The organism is Polaribacter sargassicola, assembly GCF_021991835.1.
GTDB lineage: Bacteria > Bacteroidota > Bacteroidia > Flavobacteriales > Flavobacteriaceae > Polaribacter > Polaribacter sargassicola.
This window is the reverse complement of record NZ_JAHDAU010000007.1, coordinates 12,261-38,028: the sequence shown is the minus strand read 5'-3', so window position 1 is coordinate 38,028 and position 25,768 is coordinate 12,261. Positions and strand designations below refer to the sequence as shown.

General features: G+C 34.5%; 15 protein-coding genes. All 15 read right to left on the bottom strand.

Annotated elements, in window-relative coordinates:
• Positions 1 to 27 precede the first annotated feature (27 nt).
• Genes KI686_RS11910 through KI686_RS11840 form a run of 15 tightly spaced genes read right to left on the bottom strand, consistent with a single transcriptional unit; the run spans position 28 to position 25,760 of the window.
• Positions 28 to 2,139: a right-handed parallel beta-helix repeat-containing protein gene (locus KI686_RS11910; RefSeq protein ID WP_237589545.1), complete on the bottom strand. Its 2,112-nt coding sequence runs from the start codon at positions 2,137 to 2,139 to the stop codon at positions 28 to 30.
• Positions 2,139 to 3,635 (bottom strand): sulfatase family protein, encoded by a 1,497-nt coding sequence (locus KI686_RS11905; RefSeq protein ID WP_237589544.1) that lies wholly within the window; start codon positions 3,633 to 3,635, stop codon positions 2,139 to 2,141. Before KI686_RS11905 ends, KI686_RS11910 begins: the two co-directional genes overlap by 1 nt.
• Before the next feature lie 35 nt (positions 3,636 to 3,670).
• Positions 3,671 to 4,969, bottom strand: coding sequence for an alpha-L-fucosidase (locus tag KI686_RS11900; RefSeq protein ID WP_237589543.1), 1,299 nt, complete (start codon positions 4,967 to 4,969; stop codon positions 3,671 to 3,673).
• 48 nt (positions 4,970 to 5,017) lie between these two features.
• Positions 5,018 to 6,667: a glycoside hydrolase family 172 protein gene (locus KI686_RS11895; RefSeq protein ID WP_237589542.1), complete on the bottom strand. Its 1,650-nt coding sequence runs from the start codon at positions 6,665 to 6,667 to the stop codon at positions 5,018 to 5,020.
• A gap of 21 nt (positions 6,668 to 6,688) precedes the next feature.
• Positions 6,689 to 9,025, bottom strand: coding sequence for a GH92 family glycosyl hydrolase (locus tag KI686_RS11890; RefSeq protein WP_237589541.1), 2,337 nt, complete (start codon positions 9,023 to 9,025; stop codon positions 6,689 to 6,691).
• 19 nt (positions 9,026 to 9,044) lie between these two features.
• Positions 9,045 to 10,532, bottom strand: coding sequence for a sulfatase family protein (locus KI686_RS11885; RefSeq protein ID WP_237589540.1), 1,488 nt, complete (start codon positions 10,530 to 10,532; stop codon positions 9,045 to 9,047).
• A gap of 1 nt (position 10,533) precedes the next feature.
• Positions 10,534 to 12,384, bottom strand: coding sequence for a beta-N-acetylhexosaminidase (locus tag KI686_RS11880; protein ID WP_237589539.1), 1,851 nt, complete (start codon positions 12,382 to 12,384; stop codon positions 10,534 to 10,536).
• A gap of 3 nt (positions 12,385 to 12,387) precedes the next feature.
• Entirely contained in the window at positions 12,388 to 13,176 is a 789-nt protein-coding gene (locus KI686_RS11875; protein ID WP_237589538.1) for an SGNH/GDSL hydrolase family protein, read from the bottom strand.
• Positions 13,177 to 13,179: 3 nt separating this feature from the next.
• Positions 13,180 to 14,616, bottom strand: a complete 1,437-nt coding sequence (locus tag KI686_RS11870) for a glycoside hydrolase family 30 protein (protein WP_237589537.1) — start codon at positions 14,614 to 14,616, stop codon at positions 13,180 to 13,182.
• A gap of 21 nt (positions 14,617 to 14,637) precedes the next feature.
• Positions 14,638 to 17,328, bottom strand: a complete 2,691-nt coding sequence (locus KI686_RS11865) for a glycoside hydrolase family 3 protein (RefSeq protein ID WP_237589536.1) — start codon at positions 17,326 to 17,328, stop codon at positions 14,638 to 14,640.
• Positions 17,329 to 17,339: 11 nt separating this feature from the next.
• The gene (locus KI686_RS11860) at positions 17,340 to 18,914 is read right to left on the bottom strand and encodes a sulfatase family protein (RefSeq protein WP_237589535.1); all 1,575 of its coding nucleotides are present in this window, start codon (positions 18,912 to 18,914) and stop codon (positions 17,340 to 17,342) included.
• Complete coding sequence (locus KI686_RS11855; RefSeq protein WP_237589534.1) at positions 18,914 to 20,305, bottom strand: sulfatase family protein; 1,392 nt, start codon at positions 20,303 to 20,305, stop codon at positions 18,914 to 18,916. The genes KI686_RS11860 and KI686_RS11855 overlap by 1 nt, the downstream gene beginning before the upstream one ends.
• Positions 20,305 to 22,638: a glycoside hydrolase family 95 protein gene (locus KI686_RS11850; protein ID WP_237589533.1), complete on the bottom strand. Its 2,334-nt coding sequence runs from the start codon at positions 22,636 to 22,638 to the stop codon at positions 20,305 to 20,307. Before KI686_RS11850 ends, KI686_RS11855 begins: the two co-directional genes overlap by 1 nt.
• 14 nt (positions 22,639 to 22,652) lie before the next feature.
• Positions 22,653 to 24,425 carry an arylsulfatase gene (locus tag KI686_RS11845; RefSeq protein ID WP_237589532.1) on the bottom strand — a complete coding sequence of 591 codons (1,773 nt, stop codon included), beginning with the start codon at positions 24,423 to 24,425 and terminating at the stop codon, positions 22,653 to 22,655.
• 9 nt (positions 24,426 to 24,434) lie between these two features.
• Positions 24,435 to 25,760, bottom strand: a complete 1,326-nt coding sequence (locus tag KI686_RS11840; RefSeq protein ID WP_237589531.1) for a sulfatase — start codon at positions 25,758 to 25,760, stop codon at positions 24,435 to 24,437.
• Between the last annotated feature and the right edge of the window lie 8 nt (positions 25,761 to 25,768).

Genomic DNA, 25,768 nt, shown 5'->3' with positions numbered 1-25,768 from the left:
ATTTATCTTCTAATTATCAGTTATTTACTAACCTCTTTCTGGGTCTAACTCTAGATTTTTATTTACAGTTTTATCAAAATTTTCAAGAATTAAATCTGATAATTTTGCTTTTTCTTTCCATTCATTATTACCTAAAACTCCTGCTTTAGTATAATCAAACGGTTTAAAATTTATTTTTTTATAACTGCTTTGGTTCTTAAATTTAAAGTTTCCTTTTAAAGGATTTTTAAATTCTGGATTAATTAAAAAACTATGTTTATCTAATCCTAGTTTTTTCCAATCTTTAAAATTATGCTTATTAAAATTATACTCATCTCCTTTTTCATTCCAATAGATATTGTAATCAACATCTGCAATAATTTTATCCCAAGCTCCTTTAGCAACCATACCTTTATTAAACAAAACTATATTGTTTGTAAACGTAAATGATTTATGTTTTTCTGCAACAGTACACTGCATTTGGTACTTTTTTGCATAGGCTAATATATTATTTGTTGCAATATTAGCTTTACCATAATTTTGCTGAAAACCACCTGTTTTTGTGTTGTAAACTAAGTTGTTTTTAAACACAATTCCGGTAGAACCTTCATCTGCATACATTCCCCAGCCACCGTAAGAAAATGAATGTATATGATGAATTAAATTATTTTCGACCACCGTACCTTCAGAAGCTCCCAAAGTATAAATTGCTGCCATATCACTTAACAAATCCCAACCAATATGATGAATGTGATTGTATGCAATTCTGTTTCTTTTTGCCAAACTAGGCTTGTAACCCCAAGTCCAACCTACAGATATTCCTGTATAATAAAAATTACCAATATTGTTGTGTGTAATGTTAGAGTCTGAGCTATGTCCTACCCAAATTCCAACGGCTGCAGGAAATTCTTGTCCACCTGATTGAATAATATTGTTATGAACGGTTAAGTGATGTGCATGTTCTTTTCCTTTTAACGCTTTAAAATCTCCCAAGTAAACTCCACCACCACCAAGATTATACATATAGGTATTCTCTACAGCTGAATTGCTAACTCCTTTACCAAACCACAAAGCATGTTGCCCTGTTTTAGAAATTTCTCCATTAGAAAAAATAATATTTTTAGCTCCTTCTACCTCAATAGCAGCATTTAACTTGGCTGCTGCTTGGTTAGGTTCTGATCCGGATGCTGGAATTTTATAATGACAATATTCAAAATGGAGTCCTTTAAACTGAATATGTTCTACATACTTATTTTTGGAAGCATTTCCTTTAATTGACATCAATTGTTCTAATACAGGAACCACAACAGTTGTGTTTTCTGGAGTTTCTCCTTTTCTTGGGATGTAATACAACATTCCTTTTTTACTTAAAAACCATTCTCCTGGAGTATCTAAAGCGGCTTTGTAATTTTCTACAACCACTCTTGTTCCTTTTTTTAAAGGATTCCAAGGTTTCATTCCTTTTCCTGAAGTAGTGATGGATAAACTATCTTTATTTATCCCATCAATATGCCTTAATGTATAATCCCATTTATGATAGGTTTTAAACCTTACCTGAGGAATTTCTTCCTCTTCTATACTTAACAAAGGTTTAAAAATTTCTTTGTTAAAAAACAACTCTTGTTCCGCTTTAAGTGCTACTTTTCCACTTCCTTGTTTCCAAATATCCTGATTTACTTTCTCTAATTCTAAAAACCCTTTGTTTGGAGTTCTAGCCAAAGTGGCTCGTTTACCATTTACATATAGTTGATCAAATTGCCATTTATAATAAACACTTTCTGGTATTTTAACCTGCCATATTCCTTGTGTATTTACCGTAATTCCTTTAATAGTTTTTCCACCACTAAATACTGGTTTAGCACCTTTTTCTGCTTTGTAAATAATTGGATACTCTTCTGTACCACTATCTTCTGCTGTTAACTCAAAAGGCTCGTCCATTAAATAAGTTCCATCTTTTACAATAACCGTGTACGATTGTTGTTTTGTAGCTGTTTTCTTATGATTTCTAATAGCATTACGAGCGTTTAGCAAACTAGCAAAAGGCTGTTCTTTAGCACCTGTGTTTGTATTCTTTCCTTGGGGTGATACATAAAATTTTGTTTGTGCATTTAAGGGTAAACAACAAATCAAAAAAATAAGTATAAGGTATAAATTCCTCATTAATGATTGTTAGCTTTTATGAGTTTTAAAAATTGTTCTTCAGTTGCCAAAGGCATCATATTATTTTTTCTATTTTTTAAACGCTCTACAGCTCTGTCTAAAAACTCAGGTTTTACATCTGTAGGCAATCCTTTTGTTTTTGTGTATTTAGGATTTTCATCAAGGTTTGGTAATTGATCTACTTTTGATTTAAAAGTCTTTAAAACTTGTTCAATTTCAACATTTCCATATAAATTATTTTCCTCGTAAGGATCATTTTCTAAATCATACAATCTATGAATCTGCTTTAGAGTATCTACATAGACTTTGTATTTTTCATTACGGAGCACTCTGTCTCTAAACCCAAGCGCATTTACTACCCAACCTTCTTTATTAGTATGCGCTGGCAAACCTCCCATAGAAAGAATATAGTCTCTATTACTTTTGGTAGAATTATTGGTTAGCACCTTTGCGAATGAATGTCCATCTAACTTACTATTAGTATTGTGTACACCTGCTAATTCTAAAAATGTTGGAAAGATATCTGTAAAATCAACCAAAGCATTTGTTTCAAAATGTTTGCTGTCTGGTGTTTTTACTAAAAACGGAGCATTAATACCATTTTCTGTTAAAAAAGCTTTTCCTCCTCTTACGTAAACACCATTTCTTTTTCCAATAATAGATGGAGAAGTTCCGTTGTCTGTTGTTAGTACCACATAGGTGTTTTTAGACAATCCTGAGGATTCTAAATGCTGTAGAATTTTACCAATTATATAATCCGTATAACGTACCATCGCTTGATGCTTTTGGTACTTTGTTTTTACATTAGGTTCGTGTGGAGTATGCACAAAAGGTGAATGTGTTAACACCATGGGATAATAAACAAAAAACGGATTGTCTTTGTTTTTACTCATAAAATCAATCACAAAATCTGAAAAAATATCAGGTCCAAATTTACCTTGGTATGTTTTACTTCCTTCTTTGGTAAAAATATAAGGGTCCCAATAACGCTTATCGCTAGGTTGATTACCAGACTCGTATCCTGTCCACATACAAAACTCATCAAACCCTGCTTTTGTCATTGCATCTGGTTCAATTCTAAAATCATTTATTTGCCATTTTCCTGCAACTCCTGTTTTATAACCTGCATTCTGTAAAGCTTTTGCAAAACTTGGATTTTTATCAGCATCAAAATTTGCTCCTAAACCCCAACGTGGCACATCATAATGGTTTACCCAACCGTTGTTGTATGGATATTGCCCAGTAATTAACACTATACGGCTTGGTGTACACTGAGGCATGGAATAGGCATTGTTAAACATTATTCCCTTTTTTGCAAAAGCATCAATATTTGGGGTTAAAATTTCTGTAGCTCCGTAACTAGAAAACCATTCTTTACCTAAATCATCAACCATAATAAAGATAAAATTAGGCTTAGTATTCCTTTCTTGCTTTGTCTTACAAGAAACCAATATTACTACTAAAACTAAAAAAAATATGCCTTTTATTTTCCCCATACAATTTATTAACTACTAAAAATTAAAGTACTTTTTTATTTTATAGTTAATTTTAAAATTTCATCTATCTCGTTTATATTTTTACTATCTAAATAAACAAATACACCTTCTTTAGATTGCTTAAATTTTATAGATTTCCCTTTAAAAGTAGTAACAGATTTCACTTTTTCTTTTAACTGAGGTATAAAGAAAAATGGTTCTGAAGAAGGGTTTAATATATGCATATACAAAGTTTTACCTTTTCTTGTCATTGTTCCCCAATTTTGAGCATTAATAACATTACCTCTTGTACCATAAATACTTTCTCCATAAGTACTTGTCCACTCTCCTATTTCGCCTAAAGTTTTTACAAATTCTGGTTGAATTTTACCATTTGGCATCGGACCAACATTTAATAATAAGTTTCCGTTTTTACCGGCTGCATTTACCAAAAAGTGAATTAATTTTTCTGTACTCTTAAACTTTTTATCATAGATACTATAACCCCATTTACCAGCCATAGTTGCACAAGACTCTAATGGTAATTGACTTACTTGAACTCCATCACTATATCCACCATGATTTTCTCCAGGTAAATCTCTCTCAAAAGTCTGAATATCATCTCCTGGAATTGGTTGTATATGATGATTGTTGGCTATTAATGTATTTGGACTTAACTCGTGAATTAAAGAATAAATTTCATCATATTGCCAGTTACCTTGTTTCTGATCCCAATGACCATCAAACCAAATACAACCTATTTCTCCATAATTTGTTAATAATTCGGTTAATTGGGCTTTCATAAAATCTACATATTTATCCCATTGTTCCGCATCGCCTTTTTTACCTTGTTTATAATCTTCACGTTTCCAATCTAATAAAGAATAATAGAAATTTAATTTAATCCCTTCTTTTTTACAAGCTTCTGCTAATTCTTTCATAGGATCTTTACCATATGGTGTAGCATCTACAATATTAAAATCACTAGCATCCGTATCGAACATACTAAAACTATCGTGATGACGAGAAGTAATTGTAATGTATTTCATACCAGCCTTTTTAGCTAACTTTACCCATTCTTCTGCATTGAATTCTTGTGGATTAAAAAAGTCTGCTAATCTTGAGTAATTATCAGGTTTTATTTTCTTTAAAAACATAACCCATTCTCCATCTGCCAATACACTGTAAATTCCCCAATGAATAAACATACCAAATTTCATATCCTGAAATTCTTTTCGTGCTTCTAAATTTCCTTGAGTTGGAGTGTATTCTGGCATTGGGAAATCATAATGTTTTTGAGCACTTGTAACAGTTATTATTAAACTAAAAACTGTAATTAAAATTGATTTTTTCATCATCTTCTCTTTATCTTTTGATATTATTTGTTATTAAATTGAATTTATTTACTCAACTATTATTTTCTTTATATTTATTGATCGTTTAATTCCTTCTGAGTCTGGCGTTCTGTTTGATGTTGTATTAGCATCACCATACCAATATACACCTACACCATATTCCATATCACATTTAGTCCAACTCCAAATTTCCATATCTAATTGTAAAGAAGAACCAAAAGGCATACCATCTAAAGCACGTGTACGTGTTTCTGTACTATATTTTTGGGTGTTTCGTGTACCAAATTCGGCTTCAGGTTTTCTATTATTTTTATTGTAAACATTACTAACAGGTTGCGCATGAAATGGATGTTCGTAAAAATCGTTACTCATGCCACCCCAAGAATAACCGTAGTAATCTTCAGTTCCGGTACCAAAAATGGATGGAAAATCTTCACCATCAACCCAAATTTTTTCATCACCTTCGCCCCACCATCTTTTTACAGGGTTCCAAATGGTTAAAGCATCACCAACATACACGCCTTTACCTTTTATGGTAACATAATTCCAATCGGAAAATGGTCTGGTTGAAACTGGATATTCACCTCTCCAAGCTGCATTAAAATACATGCTGCTTTCATCCCAATTATAAGCGCTAATTGTAGTTTTTAGCTGTAAATCAATAGCCTTTTCTCCTAAATTGAGTATCGCTATTTTGGCATTTTTTTGATAAGGCATTACCCATCTGCTTGTCATAGTTCCATCTTTACCTACCGTTCTATACCAACCTTGAAACGGATTTAAGCCTACTCCACTACCAAAAAAGTCTCCTACGGGACACCAAACGGTTTCTTGTCCATCGAACTGAATTTTTAAAACCACAGAACGTGTAACTGTAGAGTCTTTATAACTCCCTAATTTTAACGATAAATCTCTAATGGCTTTTGTGCCTTCAGGTAAGTTTAGAAACTTTTCTTCACCTTGTTTTAAAGTTTCATTTAATTGCAATGTTTCGCCTTGCTCTGTTACTTTAGGTGCTAACAAAGTTTCTCCTACTGTTTTTATTAATTCGGTTTGTTTCTTAAAGTCTTCAACTGTAAACGTTTTTATTTGTGTTCCTTCTGTATATTCTCTATAAGTGAATTGATAGAAGAAAGGTTTTTCAGTCACCGTAATTTTACAGCTTTTAGCATAAGGAATTGGAAAAAAGGACACTGCAGAACGTATAGATTTATGTGAGAAAGGAAACGGAAACAGTCCTGTTCCGTTTAAAAGCCCTAGCATATTTCCTTCTAGAGTGGGTTCTTCTGCTCCATCCAAATATATTTTAATAATGCTAGTTGTTGTTGGCTTTTTGGCGTTTAAAAACGGCATCCAAGTACGTACAATTGCACCTGCGCCTTGATGATCCATTAAAACCCATTCTTTTTCTCCGTTATTTTCTTCTACACGAATAAAATTTTTGTCGCTTTCTTTAGAGTTAAAATCATGATTTATAAACCAACCAATAGTATCATTTGGTGTTTTTGATGCTCTATTGTAACTACTTTCTTGTTTTAAACGAAACTCATTTTTTGGAAATTTACATATAGCTTCTCGATCTATCATTTCATTCAATAATGATGTGATATCTATACTTGATTCCTTAGTCTCTACTTTAGCACACGAAACCAAAAAAAGAAATATCCCTAAAACATAAAAACATCTACTATTTTTCATTTAATTTTCTTTTAGTTAAGCTTATATTTTTGGTTCTGCCCCCATTTCAAACTCTAAAACACCACCGTTTACAATTTCATCGTGTGTAATATAATATCTGTCTAAAGTTTTGCCGTTTAATCTTATAGATTGGATATAAATATTTTCTTCTGAATTATTATGAGCTATAATTTTGAAAGTTTTTCCTGAATAATAATTCTTATCCAATTTTATTTCAACTTCTGAAAATACTGGACTTGTAATTTGATATTTATTATCTCCAGGATTTATAGGGTGAATTCCTATAGACGCTAAAACATACCATGCCGACATTTGCCCAACATCTTCGTTACCACATAATCCAAAAGCATCTGTACCATAAGCGTTTTCACAAATTTTACGCGTATACTTTTGTGTTAAATGTGGCGCATCAGCTTCGTTTAACATAAATGGCACATGATGTACTGGCTCGTTTGGATGATTGTAATAGTTATTCCAAAGAAAATCTTCTGGTGTATTTTCAAAGAAAGAAATCAACTCGTTCTTAAATGCCGCTTCGCCTCCCATAAGTTCTTTTAAACCAGCGATATCATGTGGTACAAACCAACCTTGTTGATACGGATTACTTTCTATACAACCTTGACCGTGTTTTGTTTTTCCCTCCCATGGTAACCAAGTTCCTGTGCTATCTTTTGCTCTAAACCAATTTACCTCATCGTTCCAAATATTTTTATAATTTTTACTTCGTTTAAAATATTCTTTTGCAACATCTGCTTTTCCTAAAGATTCTGCCATGGTTGCTAAAGCCCAATCGGAATACGCATATTCTAAGGTTTTAGAAATGTGTTTATGGGAATAACCAAGTGTTCCATTACCAGTATTGTTTACTGTGTTTAACGAATAGGTAAACGCTTTTTCAACATCGTAATTTCGGATGCCTTTTTGGTACGCATCGTTAATAACTGAAACTGCAGGATTACCTAACATAACACCTGAATAGGAATTTAACATTTCCCAACGTGGTAAATATTCGCGACCGCTTAATTCTGCCATTTGAATTAGCGAATTAATTTCATCGTTTACTAAACTTGGATTAATTATGGTTTGTAGCGGAAATTGTGAACGAAATACATCCCAACCACTAAATATGGTGCGGTATGTAAAATCATTAGTTTGATGTATTTTTTTATCTGCTCCAACATAATTTCCGTTGACATCTGAAAAAGCACGAGGATCGATTAACGTATGATACAACGACGTATAAAAAATAGTTTTTTCTGCATCTGTACCGCCTTCAACCGAAATATTAGAAATAGCATCACTCCACAAATCCTTAGCTTCTTGTCTGGTTTTATCAAAATCCCAGTGATTAATGTCGTGCTCTAAATTTTCTTTAGCACCAGCAATACTTACAAATGAAATACCACTTTTCACTAAAACTTCTTCGCCTGCTTTAGTATTAAAATTGGTATAAAAGCCTAAATGCTCGCCTTGTAATTCCGTTTTATCAGTATAAATTTTAGCATTTTTAATAGCGCTTTGGTAATTGTCTTTACGTATCCAACGCATTTTACGTTTTACATCTGGTAAATCGGCACTCCAAATGCCGTAATCTTTTAAAGGTTTGCTAAACTGACAATAAAAATATACCACATAATCGGCGTTTCCGGCACCAGCGCCCCAACCACCACCTTCTGGCGGACATTTCATCCAACCTTGAATGGTGTTTTCATTTACTATTTTTATGTATTGTTCGGTTGATGTTCCGCCTACTCTACGCGCTAAATCCATTTGCACACGAGAACTATCGCTTTCTGGATAAGTAAAACGAATAATTCCTGCTCTTGGCGATGATGTTAGCTCTGTTCGAACCTTATAATCCTCCATTGTTACCGCATAATATCCGGCTTCTGTAATTTCGGTATCATGTGAATATCGCGAACGGTAACCACTTTCTGGTTTTTTTTCAACGCCTCTATTCGTTTGTAATTTTCCTACTGTTGGCGTTACTAAAAAGTTTCCTAAATCGCCAAACCAACCAATACCACTCATGTGTGTAAAGCTAAAACCTTCTATAGTAGAATGCTCGTAGGAATATCCAGGGCCGTTATCGCCATCGGAAACCGTATCTGGGCTTAATTGTACTAAACCAAAAGGTGTTGCCGAACCTGGGAATGTTTTACCAAAACCGTGAGCATCTTTAGATTTTTTACCGTAGGTAACTGCGCCAATTATTGGGTCGATATAATCTACCGGCTCTTTTATATTTTTATCAGCTTCAACCGTTTTGGCAGTTTTTGTTGTAGAACATGCAATAGCCAACAACACACTTAAAACTAAAGTGAAATAGACCGATATTTTTAACCTTTTAATTTTCATGTAAACGTATTCTATTTTGTTAGTGTGCCGATGCTTTTTTTGTAAGACCCGATTTAAAAATGTCTACTTCTACATCGTTTTTCTGAATTTCTCCTGAAGTTGTTCTTCCGTTTTCTACAATTTCAACGAGCTGTGATGTTAGTTTTTTAACCACTTTTGGATACTTATCATAAACATTTGTAGTTTCTTCCACATCCTTCTTCATATTATACAATTGAATATCTGGATAGTTTTCCTTAATAGCTTTATTATCGGTAGGTCCAGACCATCCGCCAGAACCTGGAGTTAATTCTAATTTCCATTTTTTATTACGAATAGAAAATTTTCCGTTTATAGAATGATGCACCACTAAATTATAATCGGTTTTCGCTTTTTTGTTTTTAAGCATCGGAAGAATGCTGTATGAATCTACACCGGTAGTTTCATTTAAATCTGCACCAACAATTTCAGCACAAGTAGCCATTAAACTAGTTTGGCAAATTAATTTATCGTTCTCTGAACCCGCTTCAATAACTCCTGGCCATTTTACAATAAACGGAATACGATGACCGCCTTCCCAAATATCAGACTTATAACCTCTAAAATTAGCACTTGGGTAATGCCCAAATTCTTTTTCTAATTTTCCTGCTTTTGAAACTGGAGCAGAACACCCATTATCGCTAGTAAAAAATACAAGCGTATTGTCTTCTATACCATTTTCTTTTAAAGCATCTAAAACACGGCCAACCACAAAATCGGTTTCCATTACAAAATCTGCATACGCACCCATACCGCTTTTACCTTGCCAATCTTCAGACGGAACAACCGGACTGTGCGGAGAATTTAAAGCCAAATACATAAAAAACGGCTCATCGCCATCGGCTTCTTTTGCAATATATTCTGTAGCATGATCACCTAAAAATTGAAGCATTTTAATGGGCTCCATTTTATCGATTACCTTATCATCTTTAATTACGGTTTTCATAACTCTAGAGTGGTGAAACCCAATATAAGAATCAAATCCGCGTGATAATGGCCCGTTAGGAACGGTAGAACCAATTGCAGGACCAATTACTTTTTTACCATCGTAAACTTCGGCAGGATTGCCTTCATCATCAACAAACTTAAATCCTAAATGCCATTTACCAATTGCGGTAGTTTTATAGCCTGCTGTTTTAAGCATTTTTGGAACGGTTGTAATATCGTCTGCAATTAAAGGATCTAGCTCATCGCCGCCACTTAAAACCCCTTTTTGTAGTCTTGAACGCCATGAGTAACGTCCTGTAAGCACCGCATATCTGGATGGTGTACAAACCGCCGATGCCGAATGCGCGTCGGTAAACGTCATGCCTTCTTTAGCTAAAGCATCAACTTCTGGCGTTAGTATTTTTCCTTTTTCTGGGTTTAAGGCTTGTATATCGCCATAGCCTAAATCGTCACAAATAATGTAAACAATATTAGGTTTTTGTTGTGCCGATACTAAACTTGAAATGAATAGCGCTACAAAAAGTATTTTATTTAGTTTCATATTATTTTAATCTTATCTCTGTTATTTCTCCCAACAGTTCGCCTTTTTTATTGAATAATCCTGCTTTTAATAAAGACTTAGGTACTGCTTTAAAATTTTCGGTATACTTAGTAGCTTCAATTGTTGGGTCGCTACCATCTAGTGTATAGTAAATATCGTAACCAACTGCTTCGGTTTCTAAATACACAATAGCTTTATTATGCAATTGATCTATACCGAAAGCCGGATACACTGTAAACAAACTTTTTGCAACGTTTACACCTTCTTTTTTTAATCTATTAAAGTGTTTAAACTCTAATGCATTTTGAAAACGCTCCCAGTTTTTCACTTCTGGGTTACTCCAAGATACTTCTGCACTTGCTAAAGTTCTTGGGTACAACATATACTCAAAATGTTCTCCTGTTGGCGTAAACTCTCCCCATAAACTAGCTTGGTTTCCTAGTACTCTAGCAGCTTCTTCTTGGGTTAATTCTGCAGGAACAGGTTCGTGATTGTACACTACAGATAAAGGTAATACCGAATTAGGACCTTCTGGCTCCATAAAAGTTGGGCCTTGTACTCTACTTATATAGGAATGTAAATAAGAGGTCATAATAGTTGGATAACCTTCTCTTGGCGCTTGTACTTCTGGGTTATATTTACCTCTACGCCATGCCATAATAGTTGCTCCAGGAACACCGTTACCACTTAAAACTTCATCCCAACCAATCATGGTTTTGTTTTGTTTTTCTACAATTTTATGAATACGTTGAATAAAATAACTCTGTAATTCTTCGTAATCTTTTAAACCGTTTTCTTCCATAAGTGCAGCACACATGGCACTTTTTTTCCAATCTTTTTTGCTACACTCATCGCCACCAATATGTAGATATTTTGACGGAAATAAATCGGCTATTTCTTCAATAACCCCTTCTAAAAATTCATAGGTAAATTCACTTGCCGGACAAACCGTATTGTTAGGCGCTTTACCACCAACGGCAACTTCAAAATTTACGCCAGTAGTATCAATATCCGAGCAAAATAATTCTGGGTACGAAGCTACCAAAGCTTTACTATGACCAGGAACATCTATTTCTGGAATAATTTCTACATTTCTCGTTTTTGCAAATGCAATAATTTCTTTTAAATCCTCTTGCGTATAAAAACCACCAACCGTTTTAGGCTCGCTGGCAGTTGCCGGTTTTCTGCTCCACCAATGATCGTCTCTTTCGGCTCTCCAAGCACCTTTTTCTGTTAACTTAGGATATTTTTTAATTTCTACTCTCCAACCTTGATCGTCGGTTAAATGCAAGTGGAACACATTTATTTTGTAAGACGATAATAAATCAATCTGTTTCATTACAAACTCTTTAGAATGAAAATGACGCGACACATCCATTAAAACACCACGCCAACCGAATCTTGGATTATCTGTAATTGTTACATTTGGAAGCTTTATTTTGGGTGTTTTTTCGATAGGAATTAATTGTCGTAAAGTTTGAAATCCATTGAAAAATCCTGAAAAACCTTTTGCTTTCACTATAATTTTTGAATCTGAAACGTCTAAAATATAACCTTCTTCTTTTACCGATTTATCTTTCGTTTTTTGAAATTCAATATAATTCGATTTCGCTTTAACTTTTCCTGTTTCTACAACAAAATCTAAACCTGTTTCAAACTTTAATTTTTCTAAAACGTAAGGTTTAAAGCTTGATGCCACTTGCTTTGGCATGTAAATTTTAGTGGTATTCGATAAATTAAACACACCTTCTTTAAACACCACAGATTCTGGTTGCGGAATGAATGTATTTTCTTGTGCTTTTCCTGTTACAGAAAGCAACATAATGGTTATAAAAATTACTATTCTTTTCATAAACTATAAGTTTTGGGCTATTATTTTAGCCACTTCTTTTCCTTGAGCTGTTTTACCAAGCTCGTTATAATGTACATTATGCGGTTTTATGTACCACTCCTTTTCGTGTGGTTTTGTAAAGGCGTACAAATCGTTAATTTGTATTTCAGGATAATTTGCTAAAACCTCTAATGCCGCTTTATTGTATTTTACACTATCGCCAGCTACTCTACCATCGGCACCTTCTTCTGGCACTGCAGTTGTAGTTGCAAAAATTAATTTTGCTTTAGGGTATTCCTTCATTAAATATTTACAGATTTCATGCAAATTTTCTTTGTACTTTTCTATGCTATTTACTTGCTTGCCGTTTTCTAAATCGAGCTTTCCTCCTTTAACATATTTTAAATCGTGTAAGCCTACATTAAAATGAATAACATCCCAAGTAAAATCCCAACCGCCTTTTAAATACGGCTGAAACATGGTGGTTTTCATTTTTTCTGTGAACGGAATAAACTTGTTACTTGACTGTCCGTTTTTATGAAACCTGAACACATTGGCTTTGCCTTCTAACTCTTTTCTAACTGTAGTTGTATACCCAATAGAAATAGAATCACCATAAATAAATACGTTTGGTAATTTTTTATTAGGGCTTACATAAGCAAAAGCAGCTTCTTTATTTGCTAAGTTTTTCCAAGCTTCTCGTGCTACTTCTTCATCATATGTATCTCCAAATAAATTTAAAGAGGCACACGATGACGCACTAATACAAATTCCTGTAGCTCCTAAATATTTTACAAAACTTCTTCTATCCATGTTTTATAAGTTTACAGTTAAGGTGTTAAATGACTTGGCATCTAAACTTGCTTTAACTTCTTTATCGTTTATATTAAATTGAACGGTTTTATTTTCGCTAGCGTCGTTATACGCTAAAATCACTACATTATTTTCTGCTTTGTTATAGAAAACTACTGCGTTTTCATCGTCTCCAGCAGTATCAATTTTTACTGAACCTGGCATAACAAAAGCACTTAAATGCTTCATTAAATAAAACTCTGGGTTGTAGGTAATGGCTTTTGTTTTACTATCAATAGAAATCATAGAATTTTGTTTCCAACCCCATTGACTTTTTCCAGTTTCATCTAAAACCATGTTCCAATACATGTATGAATTTGCGCCGTTTTCAAAATAATGCTTCATTAAATTAAATGTGTATTCGGCAGCCTTCCAATCGTTAGAGCCATCGCCACATTCAGTTTCAGTTTGCATTAAACGCATGTCTGGATATGTAGCATGAACCCCTTCAATAGCACCTTTACCAGCCCATTGAAAACCAATACCATCAACATATTTTTTGGCATCTCCATATTCAACAACATCTGTTACACGCTCTAATTGCGGACGCTCTACCGTTCCTAACCAAATTTCGGCATCAATATTTTCAGCTTCAAATTTTGGTCCTAAATAATCTGAAATAAGAATTCCTAAATCTTCTGGTTTCCAAACACAAGATGGAAAGTTTTGTGCTGAATTATATTCGTTTTGTACGTGAACAGCGCTAATATCTATACCTGCTTCTTTGTAAGCTTGAACAAACTTTGCAAAGTATAAGGCGTAAGCCTCAAAATACTCTGGTTCTGTAATAAAACGTGAAACTAATTCTTCTGTATTACTCCACTCTTCTGGTAAATCGTTAAATTCCGGATTAGCTTTACAAGCATAATGTTTACTGTGTTTCATCCATGACGGCGGACACCAAGGCGATGCCCAAACAGCTACATTTGGATTAATTTTTTGTGCTTCTTTTATGTAAGGAATTAGTCGTTTTTTATCGCGATCTATAGAAAAATTTTCCATTGCAAAATCGCCTTCGGTTTCGTTATGGCTATACCAATCTACCGCATAATCGTTAGCACCAATTGGCATTCTGCACAATGTAAATTTACAGCCTGTTTCTTGACTAAATAAATCGTTTAAAATTTGTTGCTTTTCTTCAGGTGTAACCATAGCTAAAGCGTCCCAACCTAACTCGTTAAAACAGCCACCAAAACCATCAATTGTTTGTTGTTGGTTTTTTGTATTTACAACTATAGTTGTTTCTGGAGTTACTTCTACAGGTTGTTGTTGATAGGTTTTATCAGTCCAAACACTTTGTTCTGTACTACTTTTCCAAGATACATCAAGTCCTTTTTCTTCTTGTTTACACGATGAAAAAGCTACTAATGCAACTAAAATTAATCCTTGTATATGTTTCATTTTGATGTTGGTTATTTTTGGTTATTTTACGGTTAAAATTTTTCTTAAACGGATATCTTTTGATGATGCACCAATCATAATTCTAAAATCTCCAGGTTCAACAACACGCTTTAAATTAATATCTAACATAGATAAAGCTTCACTATCTAAAGTAAAAGTAACGGTTTTAGATTCACCTGCTTTTAAGGCAATACGCTGAAATCCTTTAAGTGATTTAATAGGTTGTGCTACTGATGATAACTCATCACGAATGTAAAGTTGCACCACTTCTTCGCCATCTAATTTACCAGAATTGGTGATGGTACAAGTTACTTCAATTGATTCGTTTGGCGCTATATTATTTTTACTGAATGCTATATTTGAATACTCAAATGAGGTGTAACTTAAGCCGTAACCAAATGGAAATAAAGGTTGCCCTGTTAAATTATGGTAGTTATCGCCACGACCTGTTGGTTTGTTATTGTAGTATAACGGACATTGGGCTTCATCAACCGGAAATGTAATTGGTAAACGTCCCGCAGGATTTTCATCACCAAATAAAATATCGGCAAAACCATTACCTCCGTTTTCACCAGCATACCAAGCCATGATAATACCATCTACATCGTTTTTCCATTTGGCCATAGTAATCGCACTACCACCAACTAACACAACCACAGTTGGTTTACCTGTTGCAGCAACGGCTTTTATTAATGCTTCTTGATGTCCTGGTAAAGCTAATAAAGCACGATCTCTAAATTCACCTTCGTGAATACCAGCGAATACAACGGCAACATCACTTTTTTCTGCAGCTGTAACCGCATCTTTAATTTGCTGTTCCCATTCTTGGGTTACATCGGCATCCCAAATAAATTTGAATTTAGCATTTCCTGCAGATTCGTAAAATTCAATTTTTACATCGTATTCTTTGCCTTCAACAAAATAAAATTCTTTTAAAATGGTATTATACGATTGCTTTTGCCAATTATCAATTAATAATTTACCATCTAAATACAAACGATATCCATCGTTACCTTCAATACCAATTTTTGAAATTCCTGTTTTAGGTGCTTTAACTTTTCCTGTCCAACGCACAGAATACCAATCGTAAGGTAAATCTTTATGAGGTGAAAATAAGGTCCAACCAAAACCGATTTTCTTATCTACACGTTCCACTTTTGGCGAACCGCTTAATGTTATGTTATCGAAATAATCGCCTTTTAAACCTTCAACTTTTTTACCATCTTTAGTTGACGATAAATATTTTGGTGCAATAACGGTGTAATTTTCTTCTTTAAGCGAAACGCCTTCGGCATAACTAATATTAGCTTCTCCAATTTTAGCAGCTACACCATTGTAAAACGAAACTTTATCGTTACCAGGACCGCTATAACCACCTAAACGCACTGTTTTAGCATCGTGACCAATTAAGGCTACTTTTTTATTTGATTTGCTTACAGGTAAAACCGAATTGTTATTTTGAAGCAACACCATAGATTTTGAAGCTGCTTTTCTAGCTAACTCACGGTGTGTTTGGTGTCCGTTCCATTTGTCGGCTTCTTTAGCATCAACATAAGGATCTTCAAATAAACCTAATTCAAATTTTATTTTTAAAATACGGCTAACCGCTTCATCAATAGCTTTAATATCAACCATACCTTTTTCGTAAGCTTCCCAGAATAATGGAAAGTGGTTATAGTTGGTTTGAAACATCACATCTAAACCGCCTTCAACGGCATCTTCTGTAGCTTCAGCATAATTTGCTGCAGTAAAATGTAATACATTGGCGCCACCAGTTGCACCAGCATCTGAAATTACAAAACCATCGAATCCCCATTCGCCTTTTAATTTATCTCTTAGTAACCAAGCGTTTGATGTACAAGGTGTTCCATCTAAAGAATTATAAGCCGTCATTACCGAACGTGCACCTGCTTTTTGAAAAACAGCTTTAAAAGCTGGAAAATAAATTTCTTCTAATAAGCGTTCGTTAAAACTAATTGGGTAACTATCGCGACCACCAGCACCTACATTGGCAACAAAGTGTTTTGGCGTAGTTATAACGCCTTCGTTTTCAAACTCACTAATAAAAGATAAGCCCATTTGCGTTGTTAAATATGGGTCTTCGCCGTAAGTTTCCTCTACACGTCCCCAACGCACATCGCGCGCAATATTTAAAACTGGCGATAAAATTTGACGAATACCACGTGTTTTAGTTTCTTTAGTTATTGCCTTTGCAACATCTCCAACTAAATTAGTATCCCAAGTAGCGGCTAAACCAATAGCTTGTGGGTACACCGTAGCGCCATCGCGCGCTAAACCATGTAACGCTTCATTAAACGGAATGATAGGAATACCTAAACGTGTTTCTTCTAAAAAGTACTTTTGCAGCTTGTTAATTTCGTTTGCCATATCTTGAGCACTTCCGGTAGAACCGTAATCCATAATTTGCTCTGCGGCATTATCATTTTTTCCTTTTGATGAAATTTGAAAACCAAAAATACCGTGTTTCAATTTGTCTTTACCAATGCTTAAATCGCCAGGAATCATAAACATTTGCCAGAACTTTTCTTCTAAAGTCATTCGGCTTAACAAATCTTGTACACGCTCTTCAACAGGAAGTTTAGGGTTTTTATAAGGCGGATCTTTTTTATCTGTAAACGATAAAGAAATTGTAATAATTCCTCCTAAAAGCAAACACGTAAATACCTGTTTTATGTTTAATTTATATTTCATCTTTTTGTTAACTATAATTTTGTGTTCTTCAGTTTTTCTAATTGTGGCCAATCGCTTGTACCATCGTTTTCTTGTTTTGCACCAACAGTACTTCTGCCATCATTTATAATTTTTAATAAATCTGCTTTAAATTCCTTTACAATTTCAGGATGTTCTGCTTGTAAATTTTTGGTTTCGGCAGCATCGGTTTTAACATTATACAATTGAACCATTGGAAGTGTATCGTAAATTGCTTTTTTAGTGTTGATATTTGGATAACTCCATCCGCCAGAACCTTTACAGAAATTAACTTTGTAATCGCCTTTACGATAGGCAAACTCACCTCGAACAGAATGATGAATGATGCTTTCGCGTTTTGGAGCTTCAGAATTTGTTAAATGGCTGAAGCTGTCTTCTGCTACATTATCTTCTAAATCAATATTTAAAACATCGGCTACAGTTGCAAAAAAGTCAGTAGTACAAACCAATTGTTCTGTTTTTGTTGGCTGAATGTTATTTTTCCATGTCATGATGTATGGCACACGGTGTCCGCCTTCAAAAATATCAGATTTTGTGCCTCTATAAACGTAACTTGGATTGTGATCTTTAGATTTTAATTGTTTGAAATTAGCTGTTGGTGAACATCCATTATCGCTAGTAAAAACAATTAATGTGTTTTCTGAAATACCGTTAGCTTCTAAAGCTTTTGTAACTTCTCCAACAACCCAATCGACCATAATAACAAAATCGGCATACGGATTTTCTAAACCACTTTTACCTTTAAAAGCATCGGTTGGTAAAATTGGCGTGTGTGGTGCAGGCAGCGGCATATACACAAAAAACGGATCGTCTTTTTTTGCATTATCTTTAATATAACTTACGGTACGTTTTGTAATTTCTGGTAATGCCTGTTCGTGCTCAAAATTATCGGCCGTTAAGCCATAACGCCAAGTACCTTGTTTGGTTTTACCTTTGGTATATTTTGTTGGTACGCTGGTTGGCATATCGTTTTCTACCCAAACGTATGGTGGCATGTCTAAAGAACCACAAAATCCATAGCTATAATCAAAACCATGTGTATTTGGGCCATTTTTAATAGGTATTGTAAAATCTACCTCTGGTCTTGCTTTTAAGTTATCGATATCTAAACCTAAAGAATCTGGTTTTGTAATATCCCAGTCCCAGCCCATGTGCCATTTACCTATAAAAGCAGTGTTGTAACCGTTGTTTTTTAATAAATCGGCAACGGTTGAACGTTCTGGCTGAATTAATGATTTTGAATAACCACTAACCACACCTTGTTTTAACGAGGTACGCCAATTATAACGCCCTGTTAAAATGCTATAACGTGTTGGCGTACAAACTGCAGAACTTGTGTGGGCATCGGTGTACATTACGCCGTTATTCGCCAAGGCATCGATATTTGGTGTTTCAATTTTAGAGTTCTCATTGTAAATAGATACATCGCCAATACCTAAATCATCAGCAAGAATGTAAATGATGTTGGGTTTTGTTGCATTTGTAGTGCTCTTTTTCTCTTCTTTTTCTTTACAAGAAAAGAAAACGATACTCATTAAAGTAATTTGTAAGATGTTTTTAATTGACATTATTTGCTGCGTAAATGTTGTTGGTTTCTTTTGTTTTGTTGTAATTCTTCATCAAAATTTAGCATCAATTTTTTAAGTTTTTTAACCTTTTTAGGATATGTTGACGCTAAATTATGTTGTTCTGATATATCGTCTTTTAAATTATAAAGTGCTACATCGTCTTCTATTATTCTTAATTTCCAATCTCCCTGTCTTACTGCTTCAAGGTTAAAATCTTTGTAATAAAAGAAGCCTTCTTTTTTATGAGGTGATTTTTTATTTTGTTTACCTGAAAGTATAGGCCAAATGTTTTTTCCGTCTATTTTTTTCTCTGGTAAATCTGCTCCTGTTAAATAGGCTACAGTTGGTAAAACATCGATAGTAGAAATCACTTTATCGCTTACTGAAGCTGGTTTAATTTTTCCATTCCATTGCGCTATCATTGGTACGCGAAAACCACCTTCAAAAGTTTCATTTTTATGCCCTCTTAACGGTAAAGCACTTCCACCATGTTCTCCTCTTGAAGTCCAAGGCCCGTTATCTGATGTGAAAATAACTAAGGTATTTTCATCAAGCCCTTGTTCTTTTAAAGTTTTTAAAATTTCTCCAACACTCCAATCTATTTCTTCTACAGCATCGCCATAGAGCCCTCTTTTACTTTTTTCTTTAAAATTAGCCGATGCATAAAGCGGTACGTGTGGCATTGAATGTGCCAAGTATAAAAAGAAATGTTCGTTTTTATTATCTTTAATAAACTGTATTGCTTGTTCGGTATAGCGTTGTGTTATGGTAGATTGATCTACGGGATACTCTATAACTTCATCTTGCTTTAATAATGGGACTCTGCTTGCTCTCCATTTATTGTCACGCAAACTATCTAAAGTCATACCTTCTCTAAACACAATATTTTTTGAAATTTTAGATTTTGGATTAACCGACATATCGTTACTAAACGGAATGCCATAATACATATCGAAACCTTGTGATGTTGGTAAATATTCTTGCTTGTCGCCCAAATGCCATTTACCAATACAAGCCGTGGCATAATTTTGAGATTTTAGCATGTTGGCAATGGTAGTTTCTTCATTACTTAAACCTCCTTTAAGGTTTGACCATAATACCTGAGGTACTCCAACACGATTTGGATAAGACCCTGTTAATAGAGCAGCTCTTGATGGCGAACATACCGATGATGCAGAATAAAAATCGGTGAATTTTATACCGTTTTTAGCCATATTATCTAAGTTTGGTGTACTAATTAATGGCGAGCCAAATACACCAACATCTTGATAGCCTTGATCGTCTGTAAAAACAATAACAATATTGGGTTTGGAGTTTTTAGCCTGAGCGCATACTGCTTTAGGACTGAAAAAAGCCGTTATAAAAAGTAATATGAATGTTAATTTCTGCATTACGATTTTTTGTTTAATAAACCATCAAAATTGTAGGTTTTACCTGCTTCGGTTTCAAACTCGATAGATTTGTCTCCATATTTTAACACACAAGGCATGCCGCTTTTTGATAAAACTGACACGTTTTTAAGTGTACCTGCTTCCCATGAAAATGCTAACTCAAATCCGCCACGTGCTAAAATTCCAGAAACATGTCCTTCTGACAACGTGCTTGGTAATGCTGGTAATAATTCGATGTAGTTTAACTGACTTTGTAAAAGCATTTCTAAAATACCTGAAGCACCTCCAAAATTACCATCTATTTGAAATGGTGGATGCGCATCAAATAAATTAGGATAAGAACCACCGCCAACTTTTCCATTTGGTCTTTCGGCAGGACTTAATAATTTATGCAATAATTTATAAGCGTGATCGCCATCTTTAAAACGCGACCAAAAATTAATTTTCCATGCTAAACTCCAACCTGTACCATTGTCTCCTCTATATTCTAAAGATTGTTTTGCAGCTTGCATTAAATCTGGAGTCTCATCAAAATTAATTTCGTTTCCTGGGTGAACTGCCCAAAGATGCGATACATGCCTGTGATGATTTTCTGGGTTATCTTTATCTTCCATCCATTCTTGTAATTGCCCGTGTTTACCAATTTGGTTTGGCGCAATTTTATTAATCATGGGTTGAAGGGTTGATGTAAATTCTGCATCTTGATCTAGAATTTTTGAAGCTTCAATAGTGGTTTTAAATAAAGCTCGAATTAATTGATGATCCATAGTTGGGCCAGCAACTAAACCTCCTATTTCTGGTGAATTTGAAGGCGAACTAATTAAATATCCTGTATTTGGATCTTCATACAAAAACTGACTATAGAATAAAGCCGCATTACGAAGTAACGGATAACGTTTTTTTAAGAATTCTTTGTCTTGCGTAAATAAGTAATGCTCCCAAATATGTGATGATAACCAAGCGGCACCACCTAACCAAATACCGTGATGCGATGCATTTACAGGAGCAGCACCTCGCCAAATATCAACATTATGGTGTACAATCCAACCATCGGCGTTATAATGTGTTTTTGCAACTTTGGCTCCTGTTATAGATAAATCTTCAATTAAATCGAAAAGTGGCTCGTGGCATTCACTTAAATTATACATTTCTACCGGCCAATAATTCATTTCTAAATTAATATTGGTGGTATAACTACTAAACCAAGGCGGCGTTAATTTATCGTTCCAGATGCCTTGTAATGTTGCTGGTTTAGTTCCTGGTCTGCTACTTGCAATGGTTAAATAGCGTGCGTATTCCACGTAAAGAGCCACCAATTGCGGATCGTTAGGTGTTTCGCTAAAATCGGCAATACGTTTATCGGTTGCGTTTTTAGATTTTCCATTATCGCCAAAACTAATTTGAAAACGGTTGTAAAGCGATTGATAATCGGAGATATGTCTTTCTTTTACAAACTCAAAACTTTGATCTTGTACATTTACTAAAGTTTCTGGAACTATTTTTTCTGGTGTTCCGGTTACATCGTTAAAATCGACATAATTTGTGGCTGCAGATAAGTATACCGTAGCGTTTGAAGCATCGGTAATTTGTAATTTACCATCGGTAGTAGTTACCGTTCCATCGGTTTTAATTTTCAAGGTTGAAACTCCCCACAATACACCGTCTTTTACTTTAACTACAAGGGTTTGTGTATTGTTTGAAGTAACAACCGATTTATCTTCATGTATGGCATCTAACCATAAATCGAAATTTAAAGCTTTCTCTTTACTTGCCGATACATTAATTGCTATAATTTGATCTAGAAAACTAGATAGTACTTCGCGTTTATATTCTACATCCTCTACTGTATAAGAAACCGAACTTACGGCATTATTTAAATTAAGCTCACGTTTATAGTTTTTATAGTTTTCGTGATTTTTAAAGTCGAAATAAATATCTCCAAAAGGCTGATAGTGAATTTGTTTTATAGGATCGCTCATAAAATGCTCTTGAGCTAATTTTTGAGCCTCTAACTGCTTTCCTGTAGCCAACAAGTTTCTTATTTCACCCAAATATTCACCAGCGCCTTCGTGCGAATAATCGTGAGGTTGACCACGCCATAAGGTTTCTTCATTAAACTGAATGTGTTCTTGTGAAACACCACCATAAATCATGCCGCCTAAACTACCATTACCCACAGGTAAAGCTTCTGTCCATTTTTCAGCAGGCTCATCATATTGTAATTTAAACGTTTCTTTTTGTTGATCGCTTTTAACGTTGTTACAACTTGAAATTGTAATTGCTAAAGCAATAATACTTAGCTTTTTTATGGTATGTATTATATGTTTCTTCATTTAAATCCTCCTGATTATCCTTTTATTTCAATGTAAAATGGATAGGCATATTTTAACTCGCCTTTTCTTTTTAAATAAGTTTTAGGCATTATGGTTACTTTGCCTTTTGGTAATTCTATATTATTAAAACTGAAACTTGTTTGTCCGTTAGCTTCAATTTTTACTGTTTTTGTTTGCGAACCTAAATCTAGTTCTAACGCGCCAGTTGTAGCTATTGGCGCATCAAAATGCACTGTGATATTGAACGTTTTTACTTCATCTACAATAACATCCCAATAAATAAATTCTTTTTTAACACCTTCTTTCTTTAAGAAAAGAGCATCATTCTGATTTAGCATTACAGGATTTTCATGAACCGTTCCAATTATTGGCATTGGTGAATTTACAATATGTTCTGAAGTTTCCATGGTATTTAACCAAGTATCCATTTCGGCTTTTAATTCTTCAACTAAAGCAGGATGTTCTGCTGAAATATCGTTTTGTTCGTAAGGATCTTCATTTAAATTAAATAATTCAAATTTATCGTTACCATCTTCATCTTTACCAACACCAACTAATTTCATTTCGCCTTTTCTTGTAGATACATTTTTGTAATGCACTGGCGCTGTTCTTGCCCAATAACGGTTAATGATGCGTTCTGGTAAAGCCTCTTCTGTTTTGGTTAATAATGGTAATAAACTTTCGCCTTCAATTTTTAAACCTTCTGGTAATGAAGCTCCTGTAAGTTCGGCTAATGTTGGTAAAATATCGTAATGAGCGGCTGGCGTTTTTATATCTCTGGCTTCTTTAAACGCTTTTGGATAATACCAGAAACTTGGTACACGTACGCCGCCTTGAAAAACAGAACCTTTTTTACCGCGCATCCCTGCAATGTATCTTGGATGTTGCGGCCCATTGTCTGTCATGAAAATAACTAGTGTATTTTCATCTATGCCTAAATCTTCTAACTTTTTAAATAATAATCTTAAGTTATCATCAATATTAGTAACCATTCCGTAGACTTTTCTGGAATTTTCTCTACTATGCTCGGTAACATTTGGATATGGTTTTCCTTGATTAATTAAACCCGCATCGATATCTACATCTTTGTACATATCGTAATATTTTTGTGGTAATTGCAATGGCCCGTGAGGCGCATTATATGATAAATATAGGAAGAATGGATTGTCTTTGTTGTCTTCAACATAATCCATTGCTGCTTCGGTTAAAACATCGGTACAATATCCTTGAGTTTGCACTTGTTTACCGTTTTTCCATAAAATAGGATTGAAGTAACTGCTGTCTCTTTTCAACGTATTTGGCCAATCGCCGTATTGCCCAATTCCCCCAGATAAATGATTTAGTGTATACTCGAAACCTTGGTCTTGTGGACGCATTGGGTAATTATCACCTAAATGCCATTTACCAATCATTCCGGTTTTATAACCTGCTTCTTTTAAAATTTCGGCAATGGTAACTTCACTTGGCGCCATCATTGCACCACCTCTGTAAGTATCGTGCACACCTGTTGCCATGGAGTACTTTCCTGTCATGATTGCCGAACGTGTTGGCGCACACACTGGGTTTACCGAAAAATCGTCGAAACGTACACTTTTACTGGCTAAACTATCTAAAACTGGGGTTTTAATATGCGGATTTCCATAATATCCAATATCGCCAAAACCTTGATCGTCTGTGATAACCAAAAGCACGTTAGGTCTTTTTGGTTTATCTGTCGTTTTAGTTTCAGAACAACTATTAAAACATAAAATAGCTATACTTAAAGCGATATAAATTGAATATTTCATTAATGGTTATTATTTAGTTGTTGCATAAACATCGTCGCCCCAAGCTTCTAGTTTTTTAGTTAAACTTTTAACTAGTTCTGGGTGTTGTTGAGCGAGGTTATTATTTTCTCTTATATCTTCTTTTAAATTAAACAATAAAGGTTCTGCTGTTTTGTTTCGAAGAATAAGTTTCCAATCGCCTTGACGAATGGCTTTTCTTCCAGCATAGCCCCAAAACAAATCTCTTTCTGCTAAGGGCTCGCCTTTAATTAAATTATCTTTTAAACTTACACCATCTAGGTTTTCTGGTTGTTCCGCACCTACTAAATCCATGATCGTAGGAAATAAATCCATGGTTAAAACCGTTTCGTTATTTACTTGGTTTGGTTGAATTGTTCCCGGGTACCAAGCCATTGCAGATACACGATGACCACCTTCCCATAAGGTAGATTTATACCCTCTTAAACCACCATTGCTACCTACTTTTTTTGATGCACCGTTATCTGAACAAAAGAATATAATCGTGTTTTTATCTATATTCAGTTCTTTTAAGGTTTTCATTACTTCACCAACACCTTCATCCATAACTTCAACCATTTCTTTATAAATGTTGTTGAGTTCTTCATCAGACATTTTATCTTTTTGCTTAGCGCCATTTTTCCAACCTACGTAACGTTCTGCAGCAGATTTACGGCCTTGAAATGGCCCGTGAGGCGCTTCGTGCGGAATGTAAAGTAAAAAAGGTTCGTCTTTATGTCGCTTAATGAAATCTACAGAATGTTCGGTAATTAAATCTGTAGAATAACCTTTTTCATTTTTAATAGTATCGCCAACCCACCAATCTTCGTAGCCTTCTTGATCGATGTGTGAGTGATAATCTACATTACCAGAAACATAACCAATGTACTCATCGAACCCTTGGTTAATTGGGTTAAATTCTTTTTTGTAACCCACGTGCCACTTGCCAAACATTCCGGTTACATAACCTGCTTTTTTAATAGCATCGGCAAAGGTTTTTTCGCTAACAGCTAAACCTTTATCACGATGATGTTTGGCTGTAACCACACCATCAATACCAACGCGTTGTTGATATTTACCTGTTAAAATAGCAGCTCTGGTAGGGCTACAAACGGGACCGTTGGCATGAAAATCTGTAAACTTAATACCTTCTGAAGCCATTTTATCGAGGTTAGGCGTATTTATTAATGTACTGCCGTAACACGATAAATCGCCGTAACCCATATCGTCTGCCATAATGATGATAATGTTAGGCTTAGTTTCTTTTTGTGCTTTACAACTTAGTGTTATTATGCTTAAAAAGATTAGGCTAAAAAGTGTATTAAGTTTACTATGCATTTTGTTAC